Source organism: Rahnella sp. NRRL B-41462 (assembly GCF_003263525.1).
Lineage (GTDB): Bacteria > Pseudomonadota > Gammaproteobacteria > Enterobacterales > Enterobacteriaceae > Rahnella > Rahnella aceris.
Genome location: NZ_JYDF01000024.1, coordinates 1 through 25,986, shown reverse-complemented (window position 1 = coordinate 25,986; position 25,986 = coordinate 1). Strand labels below are relative to the sequence as shown.

22 protein-coding genes are annotated in these 25,986 nt (G+C 52.4%); 10 read left to right on the top strand and 12 right to left on the bottom strand.

From position 1 onward, the window contains the following. Positions 1–265: 265 nt before the first annotated feature. From UC14_RS07740 to UC14_RS07715, 5 genes are all read right to left on the bottom strand, one after another. Positions 266–577, bottom strand: coding sequence for a hypothetical protein (locus UC14_RS07740; RefSeq protein WP_013575866.1), 312 nt, complete (start codon positions 575–577; stop codon positions 266–268). An 85-nt stretch (positions 578–662) separates the two neighbouring features. After that, a complete protein-coding gene (locus UC14_RS07735) occupies positions 663–1,028 on the bottom strand; it encodes a bleomycin resistance protein (RefSeq protein ID WP_013575867.1) in 366 nt (121 codons plus the stop codon). A 161-nt stretch (positions 1,029–1,189) separates the two neighbouring features. After that, positions 1,190–2,299, bottom strand: a complete 1,110-nt coding sequence (gene ompC / locus UC14_RS07730; protein WP_037034613.1) for a porin OmpC — start codon at positions 2,297–2,299, stop codon at positions 1,190–1,192. A gap of 446 nt (positions 2,300–2,745) precedes the next feature. Then, entirely contained in the window at positions 2,746–3,033 is a 288-nt protein-coding gene (locus UC14_RS07720; protein WP_013575869.1) for a hypothetical protein, read from the bottom strand. After that, positions 3,026–3,541, bottom strand: coding sequence for a GNAT family N-acetyltransferase (locus UC14_RS07715; RefSeq protein ID WP_013575870.1), 516 nt, complete (start codon positions 3,539–3,541; stop codon positions 3,026–3,028). The genes UC14_RS07720 and UC14_RS07715 overlap by 8 nt, the downstream gene beginning before the upstream one ends. Before the next feature lie 269 nt (positions 3,542–3,810). Here UC14_RS07715 and ybjG point away from each other — a divergent pair, with 269 nt between their 5' ends. Continuing rightward, entirely contained in the window at positions 3,811–4,416 is a 606-nt protein-coding gene (gene ybjG / locus UC14_RS07710) for an undecaprenyl-diphosphate phosphatase (protein WP_013575871.1), read from the top strand. 71 nt (positions 4,417–4,487) lie between these two features. Here ybjG and UC14_RS07705 read toward each other — a convergent pair whose 3' ends face one another. After that, positions 4,488–5,699 (bottom strand): serine hydrolase, encoded by a 1,212-nt coding sequence (locus UC14_RS07705; protein WP_013575872.1) that lies wholly within the window; start codon positions 5,697–5,699, stop codon positions 4,488–4,490. 308 nt (positions 5,700–6,007) lie between these two features. Here UC14_RS07705 and UC14_RS07700 point away from each other — a divergent pair, with 308 nt between their 5' ends. Beyond that, complete coding sequence (locus UC14_RS07700) at positions 6,008–6,349, top strand: GlpM family protein (protein ID WP_013575873.1); 342 nt, start codon at positions 6,008–6,010, stop codon at positions 6,347–6,349. Positions 6,350–6,441: 92 nt separating this feature from the next. Next, on the top strand, positions 6,442–7,155 hold the full coding sequence (locus UC14_RS07695; protein ID WP_013575874.1) for an HAD family phosphatase: 714 nt from the start codon (positions 6,442–6,444) through the stop codon (positions 7,153–7,155). 3 nt (positions 7,156–7,158) lie between these two features. Here UC14_RS07695 and UC14_RS07690 read toward each other — a convergent pair whose 3' ends face one another. Beyond that, positions 7,159–8,082, bottom strand: a complete 924-nt coding sequence (locus tag UC14_RS07690; RefSeq protein WP_112197506.1) for a LysR family transcriptional regulator — start codon at positions 8,080–8,082, stop codon at positions 7,159–7,161. A 156-nt stretch (positions 8,083–8,238) separates the two neighbouring features. Here UC14_RS07690 and UC14_RS07685 point away from each other — a divergent pair, with 156 nt between their 5' ends. Both UC14_RS07685 and UC14_RS07680 read left to right on the top strand, forming a co-directional pair. Further along, positions 8,239–9,660: a M20 family metallopeptidase gene (locus UC14_RS07685; RefSeq protein WP_112197505.1), complete on the top strand. Its 1,422-nt coding sequence runs from the start codon at positions 8,239–8,241 to the stop codon at positions 9,658–9,660. Further along, positions 9,657–10,940, top strand: a complete 1,284-nt coding sequence (locus tag UC14_RS07680; protein ID WP_013575877.1) for an MFS transporter — start codon at positions 9,657–9,659, stop codon at positions 10,938–10,940. The genes UC14_RS07685 and UC14_RS07680 overlap by 4 nt, the downstream gene beginning before the upstream one ends. 66 nt (positions 10,941–11,006) lie before the next feature. Here UC14_RS07680 and UC14_RS07675 read toward each other — a convergent pair whose 3' ends face one another. Then, complete coding sequence (locus tag UC14_RS07675; protein WP_112197504.1) at positions 11,007–12,158, bottom strand: PQQ-dependent sugar dehydrogenase; 1,152 nt, start codon at positions 12,156–12,158, stop codon at positions 11,007–11,009. Between the two features lie 318 nt (positions 12,159–12,476). Here UC14_RS07675 and UC14_RS07670 point away from each other — a divergent pair, with 318 nt between their 5' ends. The 3 genes from UC14_RS07670 (at position 12,477) to yicI (ending at position 17,488) form a co-directional block, all read left to right on the top strand. Further along, positions 12,477–13,550, top strand: a complete 1,074-nt coding sequence (locus UC14_RS07670; protein ID WP_112197503.1) for a sugar ABC transporter substrate-binding protein — start codon at positions 12,477–12,479, stop codon at positions 13,548–13,550. Positions 13,551–13,765: 215 nt separating this feature from the next. After that, positions 13,766–15,133 (top strand): glycoside-pentoside-hexuronide family transporter, encoded by a 1,368-nt coding sequence (locus tag UC14_RS07665; RefSeq protein ID WP_013575880.1) that lies wholly within the window; start codon positions 13,766–13,768, stop codon positions 15,131–15,133. 30 nt (positions 15,134–15,163) lie between these two features. Beyond that, complete coding sequence (gene yicI / locus UC14_RS07660; protein WP_112197502.1) at positions 15,164–17,488, top strand: alpha-xylosidase; 2,325 nt, start codon at positions 15,164–15,166, stop codon at positions 17,486–17,488. 68 nt (positions 17,489–17,556) lie between these two features. Here the strand turns inward: yicI and xylR are convergent, their stop codons facing one another. From xylR to xylF, 4 genes are all read right to left on the bottom strand, one after another. Then, a complete protein-coding gene (gene xylR / locus UC14_RS07655) occupies positions 17,557–18,744 on the bottom strand; it encodes a D-xylose utilization transcriptional activator XylR (RefSeq protein WP_013575882.1) in 1,188 nt (395 codons plus the stop codon). Positions 18,745–18,925: 181 nt separating this feature from the next. Continuing rightward, complete coding sequence (gene xylH, locus UC14_RS07650; RefSeq protein WP_013575883.1) at positions 18,926–20,125, bottom strand: xylose ABC transporter permease XylH; 1,200 nt, start codon at positions 20,123–20,125, stop codon at positions 18,926–18,928. Next, complete coding sequence (locus tag UC14_RS07645) at positions 20,118–21,623, bottom strand: xylose ABC transporter ATP-binding protein (RefSeq protein ID WP_112197508.1); 1,506 nt, start codon at positions 21,621–21,623, stop codon at positions 20,118–20,120. Before UC14_RS07645 ends, xylH begins: the two co-directional genes overlap by 8 nt. 101 nt (positions 21,624–21,724) lie before the next feature. Beyond that, positions 21,725–22,717 carry a D-xylose ABC transporter substrate-binding protein gene (xylF, locus tag UC14_RS07640; protein ID WP_015690054.1) on the bottom strand — a complete coding sequence of 331 codons (993 nt, stop codon included), beginning with the start codon at positions 22,715–22,717 and terminating at the stop codon, positions 21,725–21,727. A gap of 381 nt (positions 22,718–23,098) precedes the next feature. Here xylF and xylA point away from each other — a divergent pair, with 381 nt between their 5' ends. Together xylA and xylB are read left to right on the top strand one after the other, a co-directional pair. After that, positions 23,099–24,418 (top strand): xylose isomerase, encoded by a 1,320-nt coding sequence (gene xylA / locus UC14_RS07635; protein ID WP_112197501.1) that lies wholly within the window; start codon positions 23,099–23,101, stop codon positions 24,416–24,418. Between the two features lie 91 nt (positions 24,419–24,509). Continuing rightward, on the top strand, positions 24,510–25,961 hold the full coding sequence (gene xylB, locus UC14_RS07630) for a xylulokinase (protein ID WP_112197500.1): 1,452 nt from the start codon (positions 24,510–24,512) through the stop codon (positions 25,959–25,961). The last annotated feature ends 25 nt before the right edge of the window (positions 25,962–25,986 follow it).

Here is a 25,986-nt window from a genome sequence, read left to right as displayed (position 1 = left end):
AGTCAGGGAAAGATCAAACGGGAATGACGTGGAAGGATTATTATTCAACGTATACTGAAGCGAATGTCTACAACCTGATAGTGAAATTCAACTTTTGTAAGATAACGCTGGAAAGGAAAATATCTTCATAGGATCGGCATTCAGAAATGATGATGAATGCTCTGTAGGCTTTGGCGGTTATATCACGGTAGAACGCGGGTTTTAACCACACCGGCTTAATATCCTCTGACTGCCTCAGAAACGGGCAGTCAGATAACATTTTTCCCTACAACCCCACCACACCCTCAACCTCATGCTGAAATACATAAGGATCAGACAGTAGTTCAAACTGTTCATCGTCCTGATAGGTCACGGCAACATGATAGTCATCACCGGCAAAGGCTTTTACCGCTTCGATATCCCGCCAGTAGGTTGCCAGGAAAAAATGCTCCCAATCCCCTTGCGAAACGCTTTTGACCAAAACGCCTAAATTGCCTTCGATACCCTGAGAATGCTGGACGCCCGTCAGTTGCAGATGTTCAGCAAATCCGGCTGCATGTTTTACGGGTACGCATCCGTGCCATGTTCTAACTATCACGTTTTCATCTCCTCAATCATATTCACTTCAATAACATAGCGAAAATTTAACGTGAGTTGAAGAGCATCAGAACGTGTTTCAGCGCTTATTTCTCATTCTCAATCACCCGCACCAGCGTGCCGTCGATATCGATCATTGCGCCCATTCTCAGCCCGAATGGCTGCATTTTTGGCAGATGAATGCACGGATGGGATTTTTTATCCTGCCCGATTCCTGCCGCCATAAACGCATCAAAAAGTGCATCGGCGTCATCGACGCGCAGGCAGCAGCTGAACCAGCTGGTGAGCGGGTCGAGATCCGTGTGCAGGAAGAATTCCAGCGTAAGGGTTCCGCGGGTCATGATCAGCCAGCCGTCATCAACGTAAGTAGTGATGAATCCAAAGCTGCCATAAAAGCACTGGGTTTCTTCGAAATTACGGGAAGGAAGATTAGGGGTGGCGTAGTCGGTCATCCTGGCCTCATCAGCAGTAATGCATTGAATGTTGCGCCATGATGCCTGAGTGGGAAGGATGAGGAAAGAAGGAAAAATCAGTGAGTCATCCCCTGCCAACTGGCAGGGGAATCAGACACATGGGACGCGGTTCCTGAAACTAACAGGGGCGCGCCGGCTTATCAGAACTGATAAACCAGACCGACGGCTACAATGTCATCGGTATTGATGCCGGCGTCGCGGGTCAGGCGGGTGTCATCCATCAGATTGATTTTATAATCAACGTAGGTGAGCATGTTTTTGTTGAAGAAGTATGACGCGCCTACATCAACATATTTAGTCAGGTTCTGGTTGCTGTAACCCGGAACATTTCGGGCATGTGATTGTACATACGCAATCGAAGGACGCAGACCAAAATCGAACTGGTACTGTGCAACGGCTTCAAAGTTTTGTGCTTTATCCGCGTAACCGTAAGCCGTGCTGCCCGCTTTACCGAAACGGTTGGCGTTGTAGCTCTGGGTGTACATCGCTGCCAGATAGATATTGTTTGCGTCGTATTTCAGGCCGCCGCTGTAAGCCGTTGCCTTATCACCGTTACCAATGATTGCCGGATTGTTACGGCCATTTTGTTCGCTGGTACGGTCAGACGCCATCATCGCTGCTGCTGCGCTGAAACCTTCGCCCAGATCATATGTCAGGGACATGCCGTAGCCGTCACCATTCTGCGCCAGGACATCGCGGCCATTGTTAGATTCAGTCGCACTGCCATTTTTGCCCTGATACTGCACCGCCACATCCAGTCCATCGACCACGCCGAAGAAATCTTTGTTGCGGTATGTCAGTACACCGTTCGCACGCTGGAACATGAAGTTGTCCGCGCCGTAGGTATCGCCACCGAACTCAGGCAAAACATCCGTCCATGCTGCCACGTCATACATCACGCCGTAGTTACGACCGTAATCCAGTGAGCCCCACTGACCGAATTTCAGACCGGCAAAACCTACGCGGGTGAAATTGTTTGCATCTTCACTTTCTGCAGTATTCAGGGAAGCCTGATATTCCCACTCACCGTAACCGGTCAGTTCATTATTGATTTGAGTCTCACCACGGAAACCTAAACGCATATATGACTGGTCACCGTCAGCGCTGTCATCGCTGGAGAAATAATGCAGGCCGTCGACTTTACCGAACAGATCGAGTTTATTACCGTCTTTATTATAAATTTCGGCAGCGCCAGCAGTGCCGGCCATCATCAGTGCGGGAATTACCAGAGAAAGCGCGCGTAATTTCATCATCAATATCCTTGATTATTTATAAACTGTTTAAATTTCCGTCCGGCAATTTTATTATCCGCCACCATGAAGTTATATTTCTCCTTCGGGCCGGACAGATGGGCGTAAAAATAAACGAGGGTAAGTTTCGTTGCAACCAGAAAAATTTTGAAATACCTTTCGTTTGGTGTTTGTTTAAGTTTAAAACTGCCCACAACACAATAATAAGACAATTAAAAACATACAGTTACGGCATTGTTTGACCTGGAGTGATTTCATATCATTCTCACAGTGATATTTAAATCCTATAATAATTTCACCGCGATACTATGGCATGAAAACATAATTCACAGAATTCAGCCTGTTCTCTGTCATGTTTTGTATTTTTCTAAAAATAAGGTTGCATTAAGGACAACAAAAAGCCCCTGAAATAGGGGCTGTAGATGACTATTCGCAAGAACAGGTTATTACATAATCCGTTCGAGGCGCTGGCCTTTACCGCCTAAACGCCCGTCGGTCTGATTCCATTCCTTTTCGTACGCCTGATAGGCAAATACAAATGCCTGATGACCATCTTCAAATAGCTGGTCAGGACGTCTATGCCAGCCGGAATAAGCATCGTAGCGCAAAATCTCATAGCCACCGTCAACCGGGTGGAGAAGGTAGGTATAATGTTCACAAAATTCCGGCGCATAAGGAATATCCTCCCCTGCTTCCAGTGTGATAAACAGACCGCCGAGGCGTAATTTAATCATTGATATCCTTTTTCATGATCCACAACCGGGTGGTTTGGGTGGCGGTGACATATGTCGTCTCAGCCGCCAGATGCATCCCCTGACGCTGATAAAATCCGATGGCGGGCAAATTACTTTGCAACACATCAAGCCAGAGAACGGGCTGGTTACGCGCTCTTGCCACACGTTCGGCGAAGGCAAAAACTTCAGATCCCAGACCTCGCGAACGGTTCAGCGGGGTGAAGTACAGTTTGCATAACTTCGCCCCCTGACCTTCTGCAACGTCCAGCGGCGTATTAAAATTCAGTCTGGCGAAACCGACCGCCTCACCGTTATCCTGCGCAACCAGCCAGCAGCAATCCGGACTTTCCAGGCTCAGGGCTAGCGCCTCATCACCAAAATCCTCCTCCAGGAAAGCATTCAGTTCGTCCCCGCTTTGCCATAAACTACCAAAATAATGGCGATAGGTCTCCCGCCCCAGGCGCTGCAACAGGCTTAAATCGCCGATGTCAGCCTCACGAATCTCCATTCTGACACTCTCCTCGTTACCGTATTCAGACTTTGTCTGTCCCCCGCTCAGGCGGTATGACCACCCGCTTAAGGCTTCCTTAAGTTCTTCTCTTTACACTCTATTTCATCGTGAAACTATACCGTTATTCAATGAATGCGGATATTCAGACGAGACCCCTTTACCTGCAGGGCAGCACAAATTAACGTATCTGAAATTTTTTCGTCCTGTCAGCAAGTTACCGGATTCTTTTGATGGCTATTTTGGCCTGTATAAATGAGGGTAGTATTATGGAGCAACTAAATCATTTGATTTTTCTATGGATTAACGCCACACCGGATTCGCCGAAAGCGCTGATTCAGCTGGCCACTTTTCTGGCTAATGACCTGATTATGATTGTCCCGCTGCTGATTATCGGCCTGTGGCTATGGGGCCATCAGGAGCGTATCGATAAGCAACGCGAAATGATCAGTAAGACAGCCATTGCGCTTCTTTTTGCGATGACAACGGCTAAAACGTTTTCCATGTTGTTCCCTCATGCCCGTCCTTTTGTGGAAGGTTTTGGTTATAACTTCCTGCATCATTCACCGGATGATTCCTTCCCGAGTGATCACGGTACAGTCAGTTTCACCTTCGCGCTGGCCTTCCTGTTCTGGCACCGTATCTGGTCAGGCGCTTTACTGATGGTAACCGCCTTGTCGATCGCCTGGTCACGCGTTTACCTTGGCGTGCACTGGCCGCTGGATATGCTGGGCGGCTTCCTGGTAGGTATGCTGGGGTGCCTGTTCGCGCAACTGGTGTGGAACTTGTTCGGCGAACCGATTAATGCCCTGATGTGCAAGGTTTACCGTTTCGGTTTTGCTTTCCCGATCAAGAAAGGTTGGGTTCAGCACTGATCCCCTGCTCCGTTATTCAAAGCATAAAAAAACGAGGCTACCTGAGCCTCGTTTTTTATGTCAGCAGATTATCATTTGCCGAAAATACTGCCCCACAATCCACTGATCTTCATCATCACGAAGTCCCAGATACGGCCAATAAAACCGGTTTCTTTCACTTCCTGCAACGCCACCAGAGGACGCTGTTCGATGACCTTGCCGTCCAGACTGAAATCTACTGTACCCACTACCTGATTTTTCGCCAGCGGTGCTTCAAGCTGCGGACTGGTCAGATTGAAACTGGCCTTGAGATTCTTCAGCTGGCCTTTAGGCATGGTCAGCGAGGCATTTTCAGCCACGCCGAGTGGCACCATTTTCTCCTCACCAAACCAGACACGCTGGCTGGTAAAGGCATCACCCGCCTTGATTGGCGTGAGCGTTTCATAGAAACGGAAACCCCAGGTCAACAGGCTTTCGCTTTCATTAAAACGGATCCTGTCGCTTGGCGCCCCCATCACCACAGCGATTAAACGCATGCCGGTGGAATCGCTGGCGGAAGAAACCAGATTGTAGCCCGCGCCCGACGTGTAACCGGTTTTGATGCCGTCAACGTTCAGGTTAGAGCTCCACAACAGGCGGTTGCGGTTAATCTGCTTGATGTGATTGAAGGTGAATTCTTTTTCTTTGTGCAGCGCATATTCATCCGGCGTATCGCGGATCAGCGCCTGCGACAACAGGGCCATGTCAGTAGCGGAGGTATATTGCCCGTCCGCATCCAGCCCGTGAACGGTTTTGAAATGGGTGTTTTGCAGTTTCAGTTGTTCGGCATAGCGATTCATCAGGTTGACGAATGAATCCTGGCTGCCCGCCACAAAATCCGCCAGCGCAATACTGGCGTCGTTACCTGACTGGATCACAATACCTTTGTTAAGCTCAGAAACTGGCACGCGGTCACCCGGCTTGAGGAACATCAGCGAGGAGCCGCGCAGCACCGGATTGCCGGTTGCCCAGGCGTCATTACCGACGGAAACCAGATCATCTGATTTGATTTTGCCGGATTTGATCGCCTGCCCGACCACATAGCTGACCATGATTTTACTCAGGCTGGCAGGGTCAAGACGCGCATCGGGATTAGATTCCGTCAGGATCTTCCCGCTGTTGTAATCCATAAGTACCCAGGATTTCGCGTTAATCTGCGGCGCGACCGGGGCGTTATCCGCCTGAGCGGCAGGCAGCGCCAGCAGCAATACTCCACCGCCCAGCGCGTAAATGAAAGTCCGTTTGAATTGGGAAGAAATTGTCATAGGTATCAGCGCTTTTGTCCGGGTAACTGAAATTTATCTTATCTTTCAATCAGATTGTGCAACTCTGTCAGAGGTAAAACCTACTGCTTTCCGGGTCGGGAATAAACCTAAATAGTGTAAAGATCTTAAGAATAGTAGAGTTTTCCGCTGCTTGCGCAGATTCAACTGATGATAAAAACAGCAGTAAGCACTTGACCATTCCATCCGGCTGGGGCAGTTTGTCTGTAAATCACATACAAAATACCTATAACAATAAAGGGCTTATTCACCACAGAAATCAATGCGAGTGAACAGGCGCAGGGGCATCAATGACAGGTCTGGTGGTAAAAGCGCTGATTGGCGCACTGGTTGTGATTCTGATCGGCGTGTTGTCTAAAACCCGCAATTATTACATTGCCGGACTGGTTCCGCTGTTCCCCACTTTTGCGCTGATTGCCCATTATATCGTCGGCACCGAACGCAGCATTGAAGCCCTGCGCACCACCATTATTTTCGGACTGTGGGCCGTTATCCCTTACATGGTGTATCTGATTTCTCTGTATTTCTTCATCGGCTCGATGAAACTCCCCTACGCCCTGTTTGGCGCCGTGGTCTGCTGGTCACTGGCAGCATGGTTGCTGATAAGCCTGTGGACTCGCTTTCACGCCTGATGAAGATCGCGTGACAATGTTGTTCACAAAACACTCAATATTTGAAATTGCGCTACGCTGAATGAAGGCTTTCAGATGAGGGAATCCGCCCCATGGATCTCGCAATATTTGAACTCGACCACACGCTGATTTGCGATGACAGCCACAATCTGTGGTTGCACTGGCTGGTTTCGCAGGGCTACACCCCCCGCGATGAACTCAGTCATTACCGGCTGAATGCCGTTCATCAGCACAATACTCCGGCCAGCGGTGTTATTTGCCCGCAAACCACCGAGCGTTACCGCCGCTATCTTTCTCAGACGTTACAGCCCATGAGCGGCCTGAACTGTGCCACCGTGGCGAACTGGGTTCAGCGGTTTATCCATCGGGATATCATGCCACGGGTTTATCCGCAGGCGCGTGAACGGCTCGACTGGCACCGTATGCGCGGGGATGAAATCCTGATTATCTCCGCATCGGGCGACCATCTGGTCATGCCGGTCGCCCGACGTCTGGGTGCGAATGCCGGACTCGGGCTGCAAGCCGGTATCGTTAACCAGCGTTTCAGCGGCAGGGTCGAAGGTAAACTGACCTTTCATGAGGGGCGTCTTGAGCGCTTAAAACTGTGGCTGGAGAATCGCGAGCCGACGTTCTATCAGCAAATTTTCGCCTACAGCCATACGCTTTATGATCAGCCTTTGCTGGAGTTTGCCGATGTCGCTACGGTCATTAATGCCAGCGAGCCCCTGCAAAAGCTCGCTGCTGCAAAAGGCTGGCACAACCTGCACTGGTCACGCTACGCGCATCGGCAACAAGACGCATGCTGACGGCTACAGCCGGAAATCACGAATAAAATTCTCGTTTTCACGCGTCAGTTCATCACGAATAAAATCGATGAACTGACTCAGTGCCGCCGGACGCCGCTTGCCTGCCGGTGACTGCAACTGCAACGTACGCTGACTCAGTTGTTCAATATTCACCGGTTTCACCCGCAAATTGTCGCGGCGCGCTTTGTACATAATGGAAAAATGGCTGCATGCCGCAATCGCGCCCGGTGTCTGCACCATAAAATCGTACAACGTCGAGAAACGGTTACAACTCACCGCAGGCTCAAGAAAAATGCCGCTCATCCGGCAGGACAAATCAAACAACTGGCGGATGGTGCTGCCCTGCTCGTTCATCGCCAGCGGGTACGGGTGCAAATCCGTCAGCAGCACCTCAGATTCCGCCAGCGGATGATCCGGACGCATCACCATGCGCACCGGCGCGGGAAAAGACGCCAGAATATCCACACCGCGCTCCGCCACCAGACTGAACTGCAACGCCAGTTCCACTTCGCCGTTGTGGATCATCTCCGACACTTCCACCGCCGTGCCGACGTTGAGATAAAACATCACACCCGGATTGTTCAGCCGGAACTGTGAAAACAGCTGCGGCAGCAAATCAAACGCCAGCCCGTCGGTGCAGGCCATGCGGATCACCGTGCGGCGTACCGCGTTCAAACCCTGGATTTCTGCCATGGCGTGTTCCATGTCCATCATGCTTTTGCGCACATGGTTTTCCAGAATTTGTCCGGCATCATTCAGCACCATGCCGCGGGCATGACGCTCAAAAAGCGGCGCACCGATACGTTCTTCGAGGCGCTGGATCTGGCGACTGATGGCAGACACTGCGACAAATAATTGCTTACTCGCCGCACTCAGCGAACCGGTGTTTGCCACTACCAGGAAATAGCGAATTTCCGTACTTTGCATGGCCGTATTGCCTCATAACTGTGCAGACAAGCATTACAATAAAAGCAACGCTAAGTTGCAATTATTATTATTGTGGCAACGCTTGCGCCGCGCGTAGAGTGAAACCGCTAAAAAAACCAACAATAAATCCTCAAAACATTAAAAAGCAGGTTATTCATGACAGCGGAAAATATCGTTGAACAGGCATTAGCCTGGTTCGATCAGGGTGAATACAAAAGAACACTGGCACGCAGGGTGGCTATTGCCACCGAAAGCCAGAGCAATCAGCGAGACGCTGAACTGGCACGTTATCTCGATGAAGAGATTAAACCGGCACTTTCAGCGATGGGTTTCAGCCTGCTCAGCGTGGAAAATCCTCATGCCGCCAACCGTCCTTTCCTGATTGCTACACGCATTGAAGACAGCGAATTGCCCACCATACTGAGCTATGGCCACGGCGACGTGGTGTTCGGCGACGATGAAAACTGGCGCAGTGATTTGTCGCCATGGGCGCTGAAAGAAGAAGGTGACCGCTGGTACGGACGCGGCAGCGCCGACAACAAAGGCCAGCACAGCGTTAATATCGCGGCACTGGAACAAATCTTCAAAGCACGTGGTGGCCGTCTCGGCTTTAACTGCAAACTGTTGTTCGAAATGGGTGAAGAAATCAGCTCGCCGGGGCTGGCCGAACTGTGCCGCGATTATCACGACCAACTCAGCGCCGACATTTTCCTGGCCTCCGACGGCCCGCGCCTGAGTGCTGTGCGCCCGACGCTGTTCCTCGGCTCGCGGGGTGCGGTCAATTTCCGTCTGACCATCAATGCCCGCGACAACGCCTATCACTCCGGCAACTGGGGCGGTCTGCTGACCAATCCCGGCATTCAGCTTGCGAATGCGCTGGCCTCGCTGGTCAGTCAGCAGGGTCAGTTGCAGGTGGAAGCGCTTAAACCGCCTGCAGTCAGTGAGGCAGTGCGAGACATTCTCCGTGATGTTGACGTCGGTGGCGGCGAAAGTGATCCGCAGATCGACCCGGACTGGGGAGAAGCCGGTCTGACGCCAGCCGAGCGTTTGTATGCCTGGAATACGCTGGAAGTGCTGTCATTCCTGACCGGTAATCCGCAGCGCCCGATGAACGCGATTCCCGGCAACGCCACGGCAGTGTGTCAGCTACGGTTTGTGGTCGGCACTGACTGGCAAAACCTGGCGAAACACGTGCGTGACCATCTTGATACACAGGGTTTCCCGCAGGTTGAAGTGGAATTTATGCGCGGTTCACCGGCCACCCGTTTCGACCCGACCGACCCGCTGGTCGGCTGGGCGCTGAACATCATGCAGCAAACTACCGGCAAAAAACCGGCGCTGCTACCGAACCTCGGCGGTTCACTGCCCAATGACGTTTTTGCCGATATTCTCGGCCTGCCGACGTTGTGGGTTCCGCATTCGTATCCGGCCTGCGGTCAGCATGGCGTCAACGAGCACATGTTGATTTCCGTCGCCCGCGAGGGGCTGGCGATCATGACCCGTCTGTTATGGGATTTCGGCGAGCATGGTACCGCCCTGCTCGCTCAGCATATTGATCACGCCGGAGGTGCCAAATGAGCCAGTTAACGGCGTCATCCCATACAACCGGCAACGCGACAGAAAAGCCAAACCTGATGAAAACCCTCTTTGCGACCTGTATCGGTAACGCGCTGGAATGGTTTGATATCGCGATTTACGGTTTTTTCGCCAGCTACATTGCTCACGCCTATTTTCCGACATCCGATCCGACCGTTTCCCTGTTACTGACGTTTGGCAGTTTCGGCGTGTCATTCCTGATCCGCCCGCTCGGCGCGGTTGTGCTGGGTGCGTATGCAGACAAACACGGACGCAAAGCCTCACTGTTGCTGTCCATCAGCCTGATGATGATCGGCGGCCTGATTATCGTTATCACGCCGTCTTACGGAACCATCGGCATGGCGGCTCCGTTGTTAATCCTGGCAGCTCGTCTGATTCAGGGCTTCTCGGCAGGCGGTGAATTCGGCAGTTCGACGGCCTTTCTGGTCGAACACTTCCCGGAACGCAAAGCGTTTATCGCCAGCTGGCAGTTCGCGACACAGGGCGCGAGTACGCTGCTGGCATCGGCATTCGGGCTGGGCTTATCGGCAGTGCTGAGTGAAACACAACTGCAGGACTGGGGATGGCGTATTCCGTTTATCTTCGGGCTGCTGATCGGGCCGGTCGGTTTATACATCCGCCGTCATATCCGGGAATCGGAAAGTTTCAGCAAGGCCGAGAAAACCGCGTCTCCACTGAAAGAAATCGTGCGTGCGCAAAAAGGCCTGTTCTTTACCGCGATTGGCCTGATGGTGGTGTCTACTGCCATCAACTATATGCTGAACTACGTACCGACATATGCCACCAAAACACTGCATCTGCCTGCTTCGGCGGGGTTCAGCGCCACACTGGCAGCCGGGATTATCCTGACGGTAGTAACGCCCGTTATGGGCCTGTGGGCGGAGAAAATTGGCCGTCTGCCGCTGATGTGGGGATCGCTTATTCTGCTGTTGCTGACCGTGTATCCGGCATTCTGGCTGATGCTGCAACACACTTCGGCGATGTCCTTGTTGTTGCTGATAAGCTGGCTGGCACTGCTGAAATCGGTGTATTTCTCCACCGTGCCGTCGATGATGGCTGACCTGTTCCCGATCACCACCCGCGCCAGCGGGATGGCGATCAGCTACAACGTCGCCGTAACCGTGTTTGGTGGCTTCGCGCCATTCATCTGTACATTGCTGATTTCCGCCACCGGCAGCAGTCTGGCACCGGGCTACTACCTGATGATGGTCGGGTTGCTCAGCGTCTGGGCCCTGTTCAAGGCGCAAAGAACGCAACGCTGATTGCGCTGACTGAAACTGAGGCGGGCTGAAATAGCCCGCCTTTTTATTGAGTTAACCCTTCAGGACTTAACCCTGCGGTGCCACCTTCAGCAACTTGCCATCGCGATCGTCGGTCAGCACATACACAAATCCGTCTGCACCCACCTGCACTTCGCGGATCCGTTCCTTACGGTCACTGAGTAAACGCTCTTCATGCGTGACTTTTTCGCCGTCGAGCGTCAGGCGGATCAGCGATTCTCCTGCCAGTGCACCGATAAACAGCGAGTTTTTCCATTGCGGGAATTTTTGCACGTTATAGAACGCCATGCCGCTTAATGCCGGTGAAACTTCCCAGTAATAAATCGGATCTTCCGCCCCCGCTAATGTGGTGCCTTTGGCTTCGGGGATCGGCTGCCCGGAATAGTTAATCCCGAAGGTTGCCAGCGGCCAGCCGTAGTTTTTACCCGCTTTCAGCAGATTCACTTCATCGCCGCCACGCGGGCCGTGTTCGGTTTCCCACAACACCCCGCTCCACGGATTAACTGCCAGTCCCTGCGGATTACGGTTGCCGAAAGTCCAGATTTCCGGCTTCGCACTTTTGTCCTGAACAAACGGATTATCCTGCGGCACGCCGCCTTCCGGTGTCAGACGCAAAATCTTGCCCTGCAACTGATTCAGATGCTGGGCGTTGATGCGCTGATTATTGTCACCGGTCGTCAGGAAAATATTTCCCTTCTGATCGAAGGCGATGCGCCCGCCGAGATTAATACCGCTTTGCAACGCCGGTTGCTGTACGAAAATGACCTTAAAATTCGTCAGGGTTTTATTGTCCGCCGTCAACGTGCCATAGCCCAGCGCAGCATGCGGTTCACCTTTTTCACCCGGCTGCGCAAAGGTGAGATACACCCGGCGGTTACTGGCAAAATCTGGCGACAAACGGACATCCCACAAACCGGCCTGCCCGGCGACCCACACGGCCGGTACACCTTTCAGCGGTGCGGATAATCCAACGTCCTGCTTCCAAAGTCGCAGTTGCCCGCTGCGTTCGGTAATCAGCGCCCCTTGATTATCAGGCAAAAAAGCCAGTGACCACGGGTGATCCAGCCCTTTTGCCAGTTCAGTGACCTGCGCACTGACAAGTGGCAGCGGGACGGGGGATTTCGGCGCAGCAGAGACGTTGGTGGTTAACATCACCAGCGCAAAAGCAGGCAATAAGGTGTCGCGGAAAGAAAATGGCATAAGGCTTCTCCCGGAGGCTGTATTAGAGGAATGAACAATCAATGTAAAAATCGCAGACAAAAATTCAGTTTAGGCCATGTGCCTGATTTTGCTCAGAGGCTGCGCATCCGCTATAACCCACAGGAATAACAACACTGTTAAATATAATAACAACAAAGCATTCCTTCTTTCGTAACATACCGGTAAACTGCTCAGACAGAATAGACGTCCAGACAGACAGACTTCTGTACATCCTCAATCTGGAAAGCCGCATTGCCTTCCCGGATTTACCAAAAAAAACACCAGAAAAAACATCGTGTCCGACGGAGCTGTTCAATAATGAAAAAAATATCCGCATCCCTGCTGGCATTAAGCCTGTTTTCCACTGTACCGGCCTTCGCTGCCGGTGAAACACCTGCGCCCGTTCCGGCGGCTATCGCCCAGCACAACGGTCCCGTGCGCATCGCAGTTATCCGTAATCTTGGCTCCGACGATAACACCACGCAGTTCCTGGCCGGTGCCATTAAACAAGGCCGCGCACTTGGCTTTAAAGTGGATACCTTTCTGAGTAATGGCGATGACGCCAAATTTCAGGATTTCGTGAATCAGGCCATCAGCCAGAAATACGACGGCATTATCCTGTCCCAGGGACGCGGCCCGTATTCCGAAGCGCTGGCAAAACGCATTGCGGCAGCGGGTATTGCGGTTTCCGCATTTGATACCGAGGTGCCGGAAAACATTCCAGGCGTGGCCGTCACCCGTCAGGACGATGCCTCACTGGCGAAAGCGTCTGTCGGTCAGTTGGTGAAAGACTTTAACGGTAAGGCTAATATCGTCAAACTGTGGGTAGCCGGTTTCCCGCCAATGGAACGACGCCAGAAAACCTACGAAGCTATTTTGAAAGAGAATCCGGGCATTCATCAGCTGGAATCGATCGGCGCAGTGTCTTCTGACGTGCAGGGCGACACAGCTAACAAAGTCGGTGCAATTCTCGCGAAATACCCGAAAGGTCAGATTGATGCCATCTGGGGCGCATGGGACGCCTTCAGTCAGGGCGCGTATAAAGCACTGAAAGAAAATGGCCGTACCGAGATCAAACTCTACAGCATTGATGTATCGAATCAGGATTTACAACTGATGCGCGAAAAAGGCAGCCCGTGGCAGATGACCGCTGCAGTGGATACACAGCTGATTGGCGCGGTTAACCTGCGAATTGTGGCGCTTAAAATTGCCGGTGAGAAAACCCCTGCAACCTATGAATTCCCGGCACAGACCATTCCGCAATCTCTGCTTCTCAGCCAACCGGACGGCATCAACGTGACCGGTCTGAGCAAAATCATTCCTGGCTGGGGTAAATCTGAAGATTTCACCGCACCGTGGTTTGCGACGCTGGAAGCAAAATATAAAAAATAAACATCGGAGCCTCCCGGAAACGGGAGGTTTTTTCCGCATGTATCCGCCCCGTATCAGGCTCTTCCTCCACACTTTTCCCGCTCAACTTTCCTCCGTTTGCGCTGTGCGATCACAGAAATAAAGAAACATAATTTCAGAAACAAAAATCTCAATAGCCTCAGGCCCCCGCCAACCGTTAAAAACGTACTCACCCTTTTCATATGGACATTGAAGCAATGAGTACAGAAATCCTTTCGGTCAAGGAAAAGATTGGATACGGATTAGGCGACGCCGCCAGTCATATCATTTTCGATAACGTCATGCTCTACATGATGTTTTTCTATACCGATATTTTCGGCATTCCTGCGGGTTATGTCGGTACGATGTTCCTGCTGGCCCGCGCACTGGACGCGATCTCAGACCCCTGCATGGGATTACTGGCAGACCGCACCCGAACGCGCTGGGGGAAATTCCGCCCTTATGTGCTGTTTGGCGCCATTCCTTTCGGCATCGTCTGCGTATTCACTTACACCACGCCAGAGCTGAGCATGACCGGCAAAATGATTTACGCCGCTATCACTTATACCCTGCTGACGCTGATGTATACCGTGGTCAACATTCCTTACTGCGCCCTTGGCGGTGTGATTACCTCTAACCCGACGCAACGTATTTCACTGCAATCCTATCGCTTCGTGCTGGCCACTGCTGGCGGCATGTTAAGTACCGTGCTGATGATGCCACTGGTTAAACTGATCGGCGGAGAAAATCAGGCGCTCGGTTATCAGGGCGGGATTGCGGTGCTGGCGATTGTCGCGGCCGTGATGCTGGCGATTTGTTTTGCCACCACCAAAGAACGTATCGATCCGGGCAAACCGACCGGCACCATGCGCGAAGATTTGCGTGATATCTGGCACAACGACCAGTGGCGTATTGTCGGCCTGCTGACCATCCTCAACATCATTGCGGTCGCGGTTCGCGGCGGCGCCATGATGTATTACGTGACGTACATTCTCGGCAATCCGGTGCTGTTCGCCTGGTTCCTTGGCGTCTATTCCGTCGGTAACCTGTTAGGCAGTGCGCTGGCAAAACCGCTGACCGACTGGAAATGTAAGGTCAGTGTTTTCTGGTGGACCAACGCCATTCTGGCGGTTCTAAGCCTCGGCATGTTCTTCCTGCCGGTGAACGGCAGCGTGCTGATGTTTATCTTCATCTTCGTTATCGGCGTTCTGCATCAGTTGGTCACGCCAATTCAGTGGGTAATGATGTCCGACACCGTAGATTACGGTGAATGGAACGATGGCAAACGCCTGACCGGTATCAGCTTCGCCGGTACCCTGTTTGTTCTGAAACTCGGTCTGGCCCTGGCCGGCGCCATGATCGGCTGGATGCTGGCCGGTGCTGGTTATCAGTCCGGTGCCGCCACCCAAAATGCAGCCACCATGACCAGCATTATCGCGCTGTTCACCCTGGTTCCGGCAGTTTGCTACCTGTTGAGCGCCATCATCTGTAAACGCTATTACATTCTTCGTACCCCGCTGCTACGCCGCATTCTTGATGAAGTCGCACAAGGCATCCGCCGCAATCAGCAAGAATTTATGAAATAAATTGGATGAAGTTTAAAAGGAAGAGACATTATGAAGATCAGTGATGGTAACTGGTTGATCCAGGAAGGATTGTCACTCACGCACCCGCTTCAGGTGTTTGAAGTACAACGCTCCGGTAATGAGATGGTGATTTATGCTGCGCCGAAAGATGCCTCGGAACGCGCCAGCCAACTGGACTCGCCACTGTTTACGCTGCGTTTCTTCTCGCCGCAGACCGGCGTGATGGGTGTACGTATTACTCATTTTGATGGCGAAATGGATAAAGGCCCGCATTATCCGTTAATGCAAACCGACACCCCCGAACTGCGCTTTGAAGACAACGATGAATTCGCCGCGCTGCACAGCGGTGATCTGAGTGTTCGCGTCACCAAAGGTAATAACTGGACGCTGGACTTCCTGCGCCATGGCCGCCGGATCACCGGCAGTGTCGCGAAATCTAACGGCTATGTTCAGGACACAAACTCGCATAAAACCTACATGATGGAACGCCTGGATCTGGGCGTTGGCGAAACGGTTTATGGCTTGGGTGAACGTTTCACCGCGCTGGTCAAAAATGGCCAGACTGTCGAAACCTGGAACCGCGATGGCGGCACCAGCACTGAGCAGTCTTACAAAAACATTCCGTTCTACCTGACAAACCGCGGCTACGGCGTGCTGGTAAATCATCCTGAATGTGTGTCTTTTGAAGTCGGCTCAGAAAAAGTCTCCAAAGTGCAGTTCAGCGTGGAAGGCGAATATCTCGAGTATTTCGTTATCGATGGCCCGACGCCGAAAAAAGTGCTCGATCGTTATACCCGTCTGACCGGCCGCCCTGCACTGCCACCCGCCTGGTCGTTTGGCCTGTGGCTGACCACCTCGTTTACCACCAACTATGATGAAGCGACCGTCAACAGCTTTATTGACGGCATGGCGGAACGTGAATTGCCACTGCATGTTTTCCACTTCGACTGCTTTTGGATGAAAGCTTTCCAGTGGTGTGATTTTGAATGGGATCCGCAAACTTTCCCTGATCCTCAGGGTATGTTGCAGCGCCTGAAAGCGCGCGGCCTGAAAATTTGTGTGTGGATCAACCCGTACATCGGCCAGAAATCACCGCTTTTCCGTGAAGGTAAAGAAAAAGGTTATCTGCTCAAACGCCCTGACGGCCGTGTCTGGCAGTGGGATAAATGGCAGGCTGGTATGGGCATCGTGGATTTCACTCATCCGCAGGCCGCTGAATGGTACGCGGGCCATCTGAAACGTCTGGTGGATATGGGTGTCGATTGCTTCAAAACCGACTTCGGCGAACGTATCCCAACCGACGTCGTCTGGCACGACGGCAGTGACCCGCAAAAAATGCATAATCATTACGCGTTTATGTACAACAAACTGGTATACGAAACGTTGCAGGATAAACTCGGCGCAGACGAAGCCGTGCTGTTCGCCCGTTCCGCCTCGGTGGGGGCGCAGCAATTCCCGGTTCACTGGGGCGGTGACTGCTACGCCACTTACGAGTCGATGGCTGAAAGCCTGCGTGGCGGGTTATCCATCGGATTATCCGGCTTTGGTTTCTGGAGCCACGACATTGGCGGTTTCGAAAATACTGCACCGGCGCACATCTACAAACGCTGGTGCGCATTCGGCCTGCTCTCAAGCCACAGCCGCCTGCATGGCAGCAAATCCTATCGGGTGCCTTGGGTGTATGACGATGAAGCCTGCGATGTGGTGCGCCAGTTCACGCAGCTAAAATGCCGCCTGATGCCGTATCTCTACCCCGCTTCAGCCCAGGCTGCCAGCCACGGAACACCGGTGATGCGCGCCATGATGCTGGAGTTCCCTGACGATCCGGCATGCGATTATCTTGACCGTCAATATATGCTTGGTGATGATCTGCTGGTCGCCCCCGTTTTCAGCGAAGAAGGCGATGTCAATTTCTATCTGCCAGAAGGCCGCTGGACGCACCTTCTGAGCAACGACGTGGCCGAAGGTTCGCGCTGGCATCGTCAGCAGCATGGCTTCGACAGCCTGCCGTTATATGTTCGTCCGAATACCTTGCTGGCGCTTGGCAGTAATAATCAGAAGCCGGATTATGATTACAGCCAGCAGCCTGAATTCCATCTGTTCGAGCTGGAAGACGGCGCGGTGGCAGAAAGCGTGATCACCGATCTGAGCGGGAGAACCGTCTTCACCCTGAAAGCCGAACGGCGGGATGGCGTAATTACAGTAATCCGGGAAGGCCAGGCATCAGGCTGGACACTGTGCCTGCGCAATCAGAAATCGGTCAGGGAAGTGAGCGGTGCTGCGCAGAAAGAAGAGGCGCTGGGGATATTGCTGACCCCGGCTGCCGGTGCAGGTCCGGTGGTGATAACACTGTAATTTATTCTCTGGTATCAATGTATTCATGCCCCGTTCGTCACTGAACGGGGCATTTTTTTATGCGGCTTTCAGACATCCTGATACACGCTATCGCCATGAATGCTGCGGTACTCTTTAGGGGTCATTTCATAGCCTTTTTTGAATACCGAATAGAAATATTGCAGCGACGGATATCCGCACATCTGCGAGATCTCATTGATGGAAATCGAGGTAGCAGCCAGCAGGTTGCGGGCGCGGTCGAGTTTTTCTTCGTGGATCACGCCGTGAATCGTCTGTCCGGTTTCATCCTTAAACCGTTTCTCAAGATTAGAACGCGACATGCCGATGGCATCGAGAACCTGTTCAACCTTAATCCCTTTGCAGGCATGGTAACGGATGTAATGCATCGCCTGAATGACGGCCGGATCACGCAGTGATCGGAAATCCGTTGAGCGGCGTTCTACCACTTTTACCGGCGGTACCAGAATACGCTGTAACGGTAAATCACGCTGATCCAGCAACTGATGCAGAAGTTTCGCGGCGCGATAGCCCATCTGGCGCGTGCCCTGTACCACGGATGACAAGGCGACACGCGACAGGTAACGCGTCAGTTCCTCATTATCGATACCAATGACGCTAAGCTTTTCTGGTACAGGAATATTCAGATGCTCGCACACCTGCAACAGATGACGTGCGCGGGCGTCGGTAACCGCAATAATGCCAGTTTGCTGCGGCAGTGTCTGGATCCAGTCCGCCAGCCGGTTCTGAGCGTGTTGCCAGTTTTCCGGTGCTGTCTCCATCCCCTGATAGACCACACCCTGATACTGTTCAGCAGACACCAGTTTTCTGAACGCGTGCTCGCGTTCCTGCGCCCAGCGCTTTCCCCCGGCATCAGGCAAACCGTAAAACGCGAAGCGGTTAATCCCCTTCTCTTTCAGGTGCATAAAGGCCGCTTCAACCAGTGCGTAGTTGTCGGTAGCGATATAATGCACCGGCGGATAATCTTCTTCCTGATGATAAGACCCGCCCACCCCGACAATCGGCACATTGAGGCCTTCAAGCAACGTTTCAATTTCACGGTCATCAAAATCGGCGATCACACCATCACCAAGCCAGTCTTTAATGTTGTCTATGCGACAGCGGAAATCCTCCTCAATGAAGATATCCCAGTCGCTTTGTGAGGCCTGAAGGTATTCACCCACGCCTTCGACGACCTGACGGTCATAGACTTTGTTGGCGTTAAATAACAACGTGATCCGATAACGTTTTTCAAACATGCCTGTCTCTCACCGGTTTTCTCATAGACTAAAGCCTCATTCATTTGTACTCATGAATGAGGCTGATTGGGTTGGTCAATAGCACAACACCATGGCTTACGTAGATTTAGCTTAGTGAATTTGTGAGGTTGCTCAGACTTTCCTAAGTGACCGCCCGTCATCACTGCCATCTCTGCTGACTTTATGCACGTCGTTTGGTCGCCGAATCCATCCAGACCGCCAGCAGTAAAATTCCGCCTTTAACGATGTACTGCCAGAACGTTGGTACATCCAGCATGCTCATGCCGTTATCCAGCGAAGCCATAATGAAAGCCCCCATAACCGCACCGGCCACGCTGCCGACGCCACCCGCCAGGCTCGTTCCGCCAATAACGCAGGCTGCAATGGCATCCAGTTCCGCGATATTCCCCGCCGAAGGCGAACCTGCCCCCAACCGCGAACTGAGGATCAGACCGGCAATCGCTACCATCAGACCGTTTATCGCAAACACCGCCAGCTTGCTGCGCTCGACATTAACACCGGATAACCGCGCCGCTTCAATGTTGCCGCCAATAGCGTAAATACGACGGCCAAATGCGGTGCGGGAGGCCATAAACATGCCACCCAACATCAGCGCCACCAGAATCAACACCGGCGTTGGCACACCGCGATAATCATTGAGCAGGTAAATAGCGCCCAGCGCGATAACCGCAGTGAGTGCCTGGCGGGTCACATCACTTTTTGCTGCGGTCAGCGGCAAACCCAGCACCGCCCGCTGTTTGCGCCTGCGCCACTGCCAGCCAATAAACAGGGCCAGCGCAATCGCACCAATACCAAAACCGAAAGAATCCGGCAGATAACTCTGACCTATTAACGACATTGCAGGTGTCGTCGGTGATACCGTGGTGCCGCTGGTGATACCAATCAGGATGCCGCGAAACGCCAGCATTCCGGCCAGTGTGACAATGAATGACGGGACTTTACGATATGCTACCCACCAGCCATTCCATGCGCCCAACAGCAGCCCTAATGCCAGGGTCACCACAATGGTGAGCGGCAAAGGCCAGCCGAGCCAGACATCGAAAATCGCTGCCGCACCACCCAGTAACCCCATCATGGAACCGACGGACAAGTCGATCTCCGCTGAGATGATCACAAAGACCATGCCTACAGCCAGAATGCCGGTGATGGCGGTCTGACGCAGCAGGTTGGACACGTTACGTGCGCTGATATACGCGCCGTCAGTGGTGACGCTAAAGAAGACAATAATCACCGCAATGGCCGCCAGCATGACGAACACCTGCAGGTTAATACTCTTCAGTTTCTGCATCGAAAATAACGCGTCGGCCCCACCCTGAGTTGCAGGCGCAGACGGGGTTCCTGGTTGGGGAAATTTAGACATAAGATTCACTCCTCAATGCGGCTTCCATGACCTGTTCCTGACTTAAATTATTGTTATCCAGACAGGCTTTGACCTGTCCGAGATGCATGACTACCACGCGGTCGCTGAGTCCCAGCACTTCGGGTAACTCTGATGAGATGACGATAATTGCCATGCCCTGCGCCGCCAGCTGGCCGATCAGTTTGTAGATTTCATGTTTTGCCCCGACGTCGATCCCGCGCGTAGGTTCATCAAGAATGAGGATTTTAGGTTTTAGCAGCAGGCACCGTGCCAGAATGGCTTTTTGCTGATTGCCACCGCTGAGTCGCCCGATTGCCAGTTCGGGAGAAGAGGTTTTGATTTTGAGTTGTTTCACTGACTCACTGATGCTGTGCTGTTCTTCGGCTTCGCGCAGAACACCGCCAGCGCTGAACTGGCTTAACGCCGCCAGTGTAATGTTGCTGCCAACGGCCATAACCGGCACGATGCCGTCACGTTTACGGTCTTCAGGCACCATCGCCAGCCCGCGCCGCATGGCATCGCGGCAATCGGTGATCTGCACTTTCTCGCCTTGCAGCCAGATATCGCCAGACCATCGTCCCGGATAAACACCAAATAAACACTCCATCATTTCGGTTCTTCCGGCACCCACCAGTCCGGCGACACCCAGCACCTCGCCCTCACGCAACGTAAAACCGGCGTTATCCACCCGTTTGATATGCCGGTTAACCGGATGCCAGGCAGTAAGATTTTCCACCCTTAATATTTCCTTACCGATCTGGCGTTCACGCGGCGGAAAGAGTTCCGTCAGTTCACGCCCCACCATCATGGCGATAATTTCTTTCTCCGACGTTCCGGCGGCATTGCAGGTGGCGATATGACGACCATCGCGGATCACGCACAGTTTGTCCGATATGGCTTTGACTTCATTGAGTTTGTGGGAAATATAAATACAGGCGATGTCGTGATGGCGCAGGTCACGAATGATATCGAGCAAAATCGCGGTTTCACTTTCGGTCAATGATGCCGTCGGTTCGTCCAGCACCAGCAAACGGACCTGCTTGTTCAGCGCTTTGGCAATTTCAACCAGTTGCCGCTGCCCGAGCCCCAGTTCCCCGACCAGCGTATGCGGATCAATATTGAGTTTGACCTGCGCCAGCATGCGCTGACAACGCAGATACATTTTGTCGGTATCCAGCAGCCCATAACTGCCCCATTCATTACCCAGAAACATGTTTTCCAGCACACTCAGTTGCTTAACCAACGCAAGTTCCTGATGAATAATGGCGATCCCTTTTTGCTCGGTATCCCGGATACCTTTCGCAGTAAGACGTTCTCCTGAAAAATAAATTTCACCTTCAAACGTTCCTTGCGGATAAATACCGCACAACACTTTCATTAACGTGGATTTACCCGATCCATTTTCGCCACACAGCGATAGCACTTCACCCGCAGATAACGTCAGACTAATATTATCAACGGCTTTTACTGCACCAAACCGCTTGGTGATATTGCGCATATCCAGCAACGGTAATTTTTCATATTGTTCTGGCACTTTCACCTCCAGCAGAAACAACACTTCCGGGGGGAAGTGTTGTTTCTATAGAAAATATTGAAAAATTAAAGGTCTGATTTTTTGTGGAATCCGTCGGCCACCACGGTGCTTTCAATATTATTTTTATCCACCGGGATCGGTGTTAATAAATAAGACGGCACGTCTTTTTTGCCATTATTTAATGTGGCATTGGATTTCGGGGTTTCCCCTTTGCCTAACTGCACCGCGATTTCGGCAGCGTCATTGGCCAGTTTGGTAATCGGTTTATAAACGGTCATGGTTTGAGTACCGGCTTCGATACGTTTGATCGCCGCGAGATCGGCATCCTGACCCGAGATCGCCACTTTCCCTGCCAGTCCTTGCGCTGACAGGGCCTGTACTGCACCACCGGCCGTCGCATCGTTAGACGCCACCACGGCATCAATTTTGTTGTTGTTGGCCGTCAGGGCATTTTCCATAATTTTCAGGGCGTTTTCCGGCAACCAACCATCGGCCCACTGATCTCCCACAACTTTAATCTTCCCGTCTTTGATCAGCGGGTTCAGCACTTTCATTTGTCCTGCGCGGAACAGCTTAGCGTTGTTATCCACCGGCGAGCCGCCCATCAGGAAATAATTCCCCTGCGGCACACGCTCAACCAGGCTTTGTGCCTGCAGCTCCCCGACCTTTTCATTGTCGAAAGAGATATAAAAATCAATGTCCGCGTTGTTAATCATGCGGTCATAGGCCAGCACCTTGATGCCTTCCTGCTTCGCTTCGGCGATCACGTTGCTGAGCACTTCGCCGTTATACGGGATGATGACCAGCACATCGACGCCACGGTTGATCATATTTTCAATCTGCGCCATTTGTGTTTCTTCATTGCCGTTTGCGGATTGCACAAAAACATCCGCGCCGAGCGTTTTGGCTTTAGCCACAAAAATATCACGGTCTTTTTGCCAGCGCTCTAAACGTAAGTCATCAATAGCCATACCAATTTTAATTTCTTTCGCTAACCCTGACTGGCTAAAAAGCACTAATGCGGCACAGGCAGAAAGAATTACTTTATTCATTTTCATCATGTCAGACCTTTTATAAGAATAAGTAGAGGCAGATACAGAGAAGTGCGTACAGCAATGACACAAGGATTGTTGTCGCTGGGTAATTAATCGGCAATTGCAGATTTTAATCACTGCATTACGATTTTTTGTTTATTTTAGGAATTATGATGGGGATCATAGTTTGATTGTAATATGCACAAGCCAGATACTTTTATTATCGAGATATCGTGGAAGACGGATAAAAACGACAAGAAAAAAGGTTATTTATGCGATCTGCCGCACACTTAATAATTCTATTAAATTGAGTGTGAAATAACGTAATTGTGGGATGTCACGTCAACTCCGAAGATAGAGCCTCAGCCTCCCAGTCCCGCTGGGCCCGTTTTCAAGGAGTTATCAATGCACGCATATTTCGACAAGCTCGACGCAGTTCGCTACGAAGGTGCTAACAGCACTAATCCGCTGGCATTCCGTCATTACAACCCTGAAGAAGTGATCCTCGGCAAAACGATGGCTGAGCATCTGCGTTTCGCGGCTTGTTACTGGCACACCTTCTGCTGGAATGGTAATGACATGTTCGGTGTGGGCGCCTTTGACCGCCCGTGGCAACATCCCGGTGACGCGCTGGAGCTGGCTAAAAGTAAAGCGGATGTCGCTTTCGAATTCTTCCAGAAGCTGAACGTGCCTTACTATTGCTTCCATGACGTTGACGTATCGCCGGAAGGGGCATCAATTAAAGAATACGTCAATAATTTTGCCATCATGACTGATGTACTGGCGCAAAAGCAGGAAGCCAGCGGTGTAAAATTGTTGTGGGGTACAGCTAACTGCTTCACCAATCCACGTTACGGCGCAGGCGCGGCGACCAATCCTAATCCAGAAATTTATACCTGGGCCGCAACGCAGGTTGTGCACGCCATGAATGCCACCAAACAACTGGGGGGCGAAAATTACGTGCTGTGGGGCGGCCGTGAAGGCTACGAAACCCTGCTCAATACTGATCTTCGTCAGGAACGCGAACAACTGGGTCGCTTCATGCAGATGGTCGTTGAGCACAAACACAAAATTGGCTTCCAGGGCACCCTGCTGATCGAACCTAAACCGCAGGAACCGACCAAGCATCAATATGATTATGATGTTGCTTCCGTCTATGGCTTCCTGAAACAGTTTGGCCTGGAAAAAGAGATCAAAGTGAATATCGAGGCCAACCACGCCACGCTGGCGGGTCACTCATTCCACCATGAAATTGCTAACGCAATTGCTCTGGGTATCTTCGGTTCCGTCGATGCAAACCGTGGCGACCCGCAGTGTGGCTGGGACACCGATCAGTTCCCGAACAGCGTGGAAGAAAATGCGTTGGTGATGTATGAAATCATCAAAGCGGGCGGTTTCACCACCGGAGGCCTGAACTTTGACTCAAAAGTTCGTCGCCAGAGCACCGATAAATATGACCTGTTCTACGGCCATATCGGTGGAATGGACACCATGGCGCTGGCGCTGAAAGTGGCAGCCCGTATGATTGAAAGCCGTGAACTGGATAAGCATGTTGCCCAACGTTACGCTGGCTGGAACACAGAATTGGGCCAGCAGATCCTGCAAGGCAAAATGTCACTGGAATCCCTGAGCAACTATGCGCAACACAACGCGCTGTCCCCTCAGCACCAGAGCGGTCAGCAGGAGCGTCTGGAGAATCTGGTTAACCGCTATCTGTTTGGTTAACCGGCTAAAATAAGTTGACGCCCTGCCCGCTGCGCGCGGAATTGCAGGGCGTTAATCGTTACAGATTCGGGTTAACAGATAAGGGAAAACTATGTATCTCGGAATAGATCTTGGCACATCTGGCGTGAAAGCCATTTTACTCAGCGAAGAAGGTCGGGTGGTCGCCAGCCACAGTGAGGCGTTAACCCTTTCCCGCCCGCATCCGTTGTGGTCTGAGCAAAATCCTGCCGACTGGTGGGATGCAACAGACCGTGCGGTTTGCGTACTGTCACAACAACACTCTCTGCAGGGCGTAAAAGCGATTGGCCTGACGGGTCAGATGCATGGCGCCACCGTGCTGGACGCACAGCAGCAGGTATTACGTCCGGCCATTTTGTGGAACGATGGTCGGAGCTTCAGCCAGTGTCAGCAACTGGAAACGGACGTCCCGAATTCCCGGCAGATCACCGGCAACCTGATGATGCCTGGTTTTACTGCACCGAAGTTGCTCTGGCTACGCGAAAACGAACCGGATGTGTTTGCCAAAACAGACAAGGTTCTGCTGCCCAAAGATTATCTGCGCTGGCTGATGACCGGCGTGTTCGCCAGCGATATGTCTGATGCCGCTGGCACCCTGTGGCTGGATGTCGCTAAGCGCGACTGGAATGACGAATTACTGCATGCCACCGGCCTGACACGCCAGCAGATGCCCGCGCTTTTCGAAGGTAATCAGATTACCGGACACCTGTTGCCGGAACTCGCCTCACGCTGGAACATGGATTCCGTGCCGGTGATTGCCGGTGGCGGTGATAATGCCGCCGGGGCCGTCGGTGTCGGGTTGTATAAAACCGGACAAGCGATGCTATCTCTGGGTACGTCCGGCGTGTATTTCGCGGTAAGCGACGGTTTTCTGAGTAATCCGCAACAGGCGGTACACAGCTTCTGCCATGCCCTGCCTGACACCTGGCATCTGATGTCCGTCATGCTCAGCGCCGCCTCTTGTCTGGACTGGGCTGCAAAACTGACCGGCACCGCATCGGTTGGCGAACTGATCAGTCTGGCAGAAAAGACCCCGCCTGCAGATTCACCGGTCTGGTTCCTGCCGTATCTCTCCGGCGAACGCACCCCGCATAATAATCCGAATGCCAAAGGTGTGTTGTTCGGCCTGACCCATCAGCATGGCCCGGCTGATATCGCCCGCGCCGTACTTGAAGGTGTGGGGTTTGCTCTGGCAGACGGAATGGACGTGCTGCACGCAACCGGTCTGAAACCGCATAGCATCACGCTGATTGGCGGCGGCGCCCGCAGCCCTTACTGGCGGCAAATGCTGGCCGACATCAGCGGTAAAACGCTGGAATACCGCACCGGCGGCGATGTCGGCCCGGCGCTCGGTGCTGCACGTTTAGCACAAATCGCCATGAATCCGGGGCAACCGCTGGAGCGGTTCCTGCCGGAACTGCCACTTGAGCAAGTACATCAGCCGGACGCAGAACGGCATACTGCGTATGCGGAGCGGCGTGAAGTGTTCAGGGAGTTATATGTGAGGCTTGAGGGGTTGATGTAATACAAGACTGCTCCCTCCCCTGCGA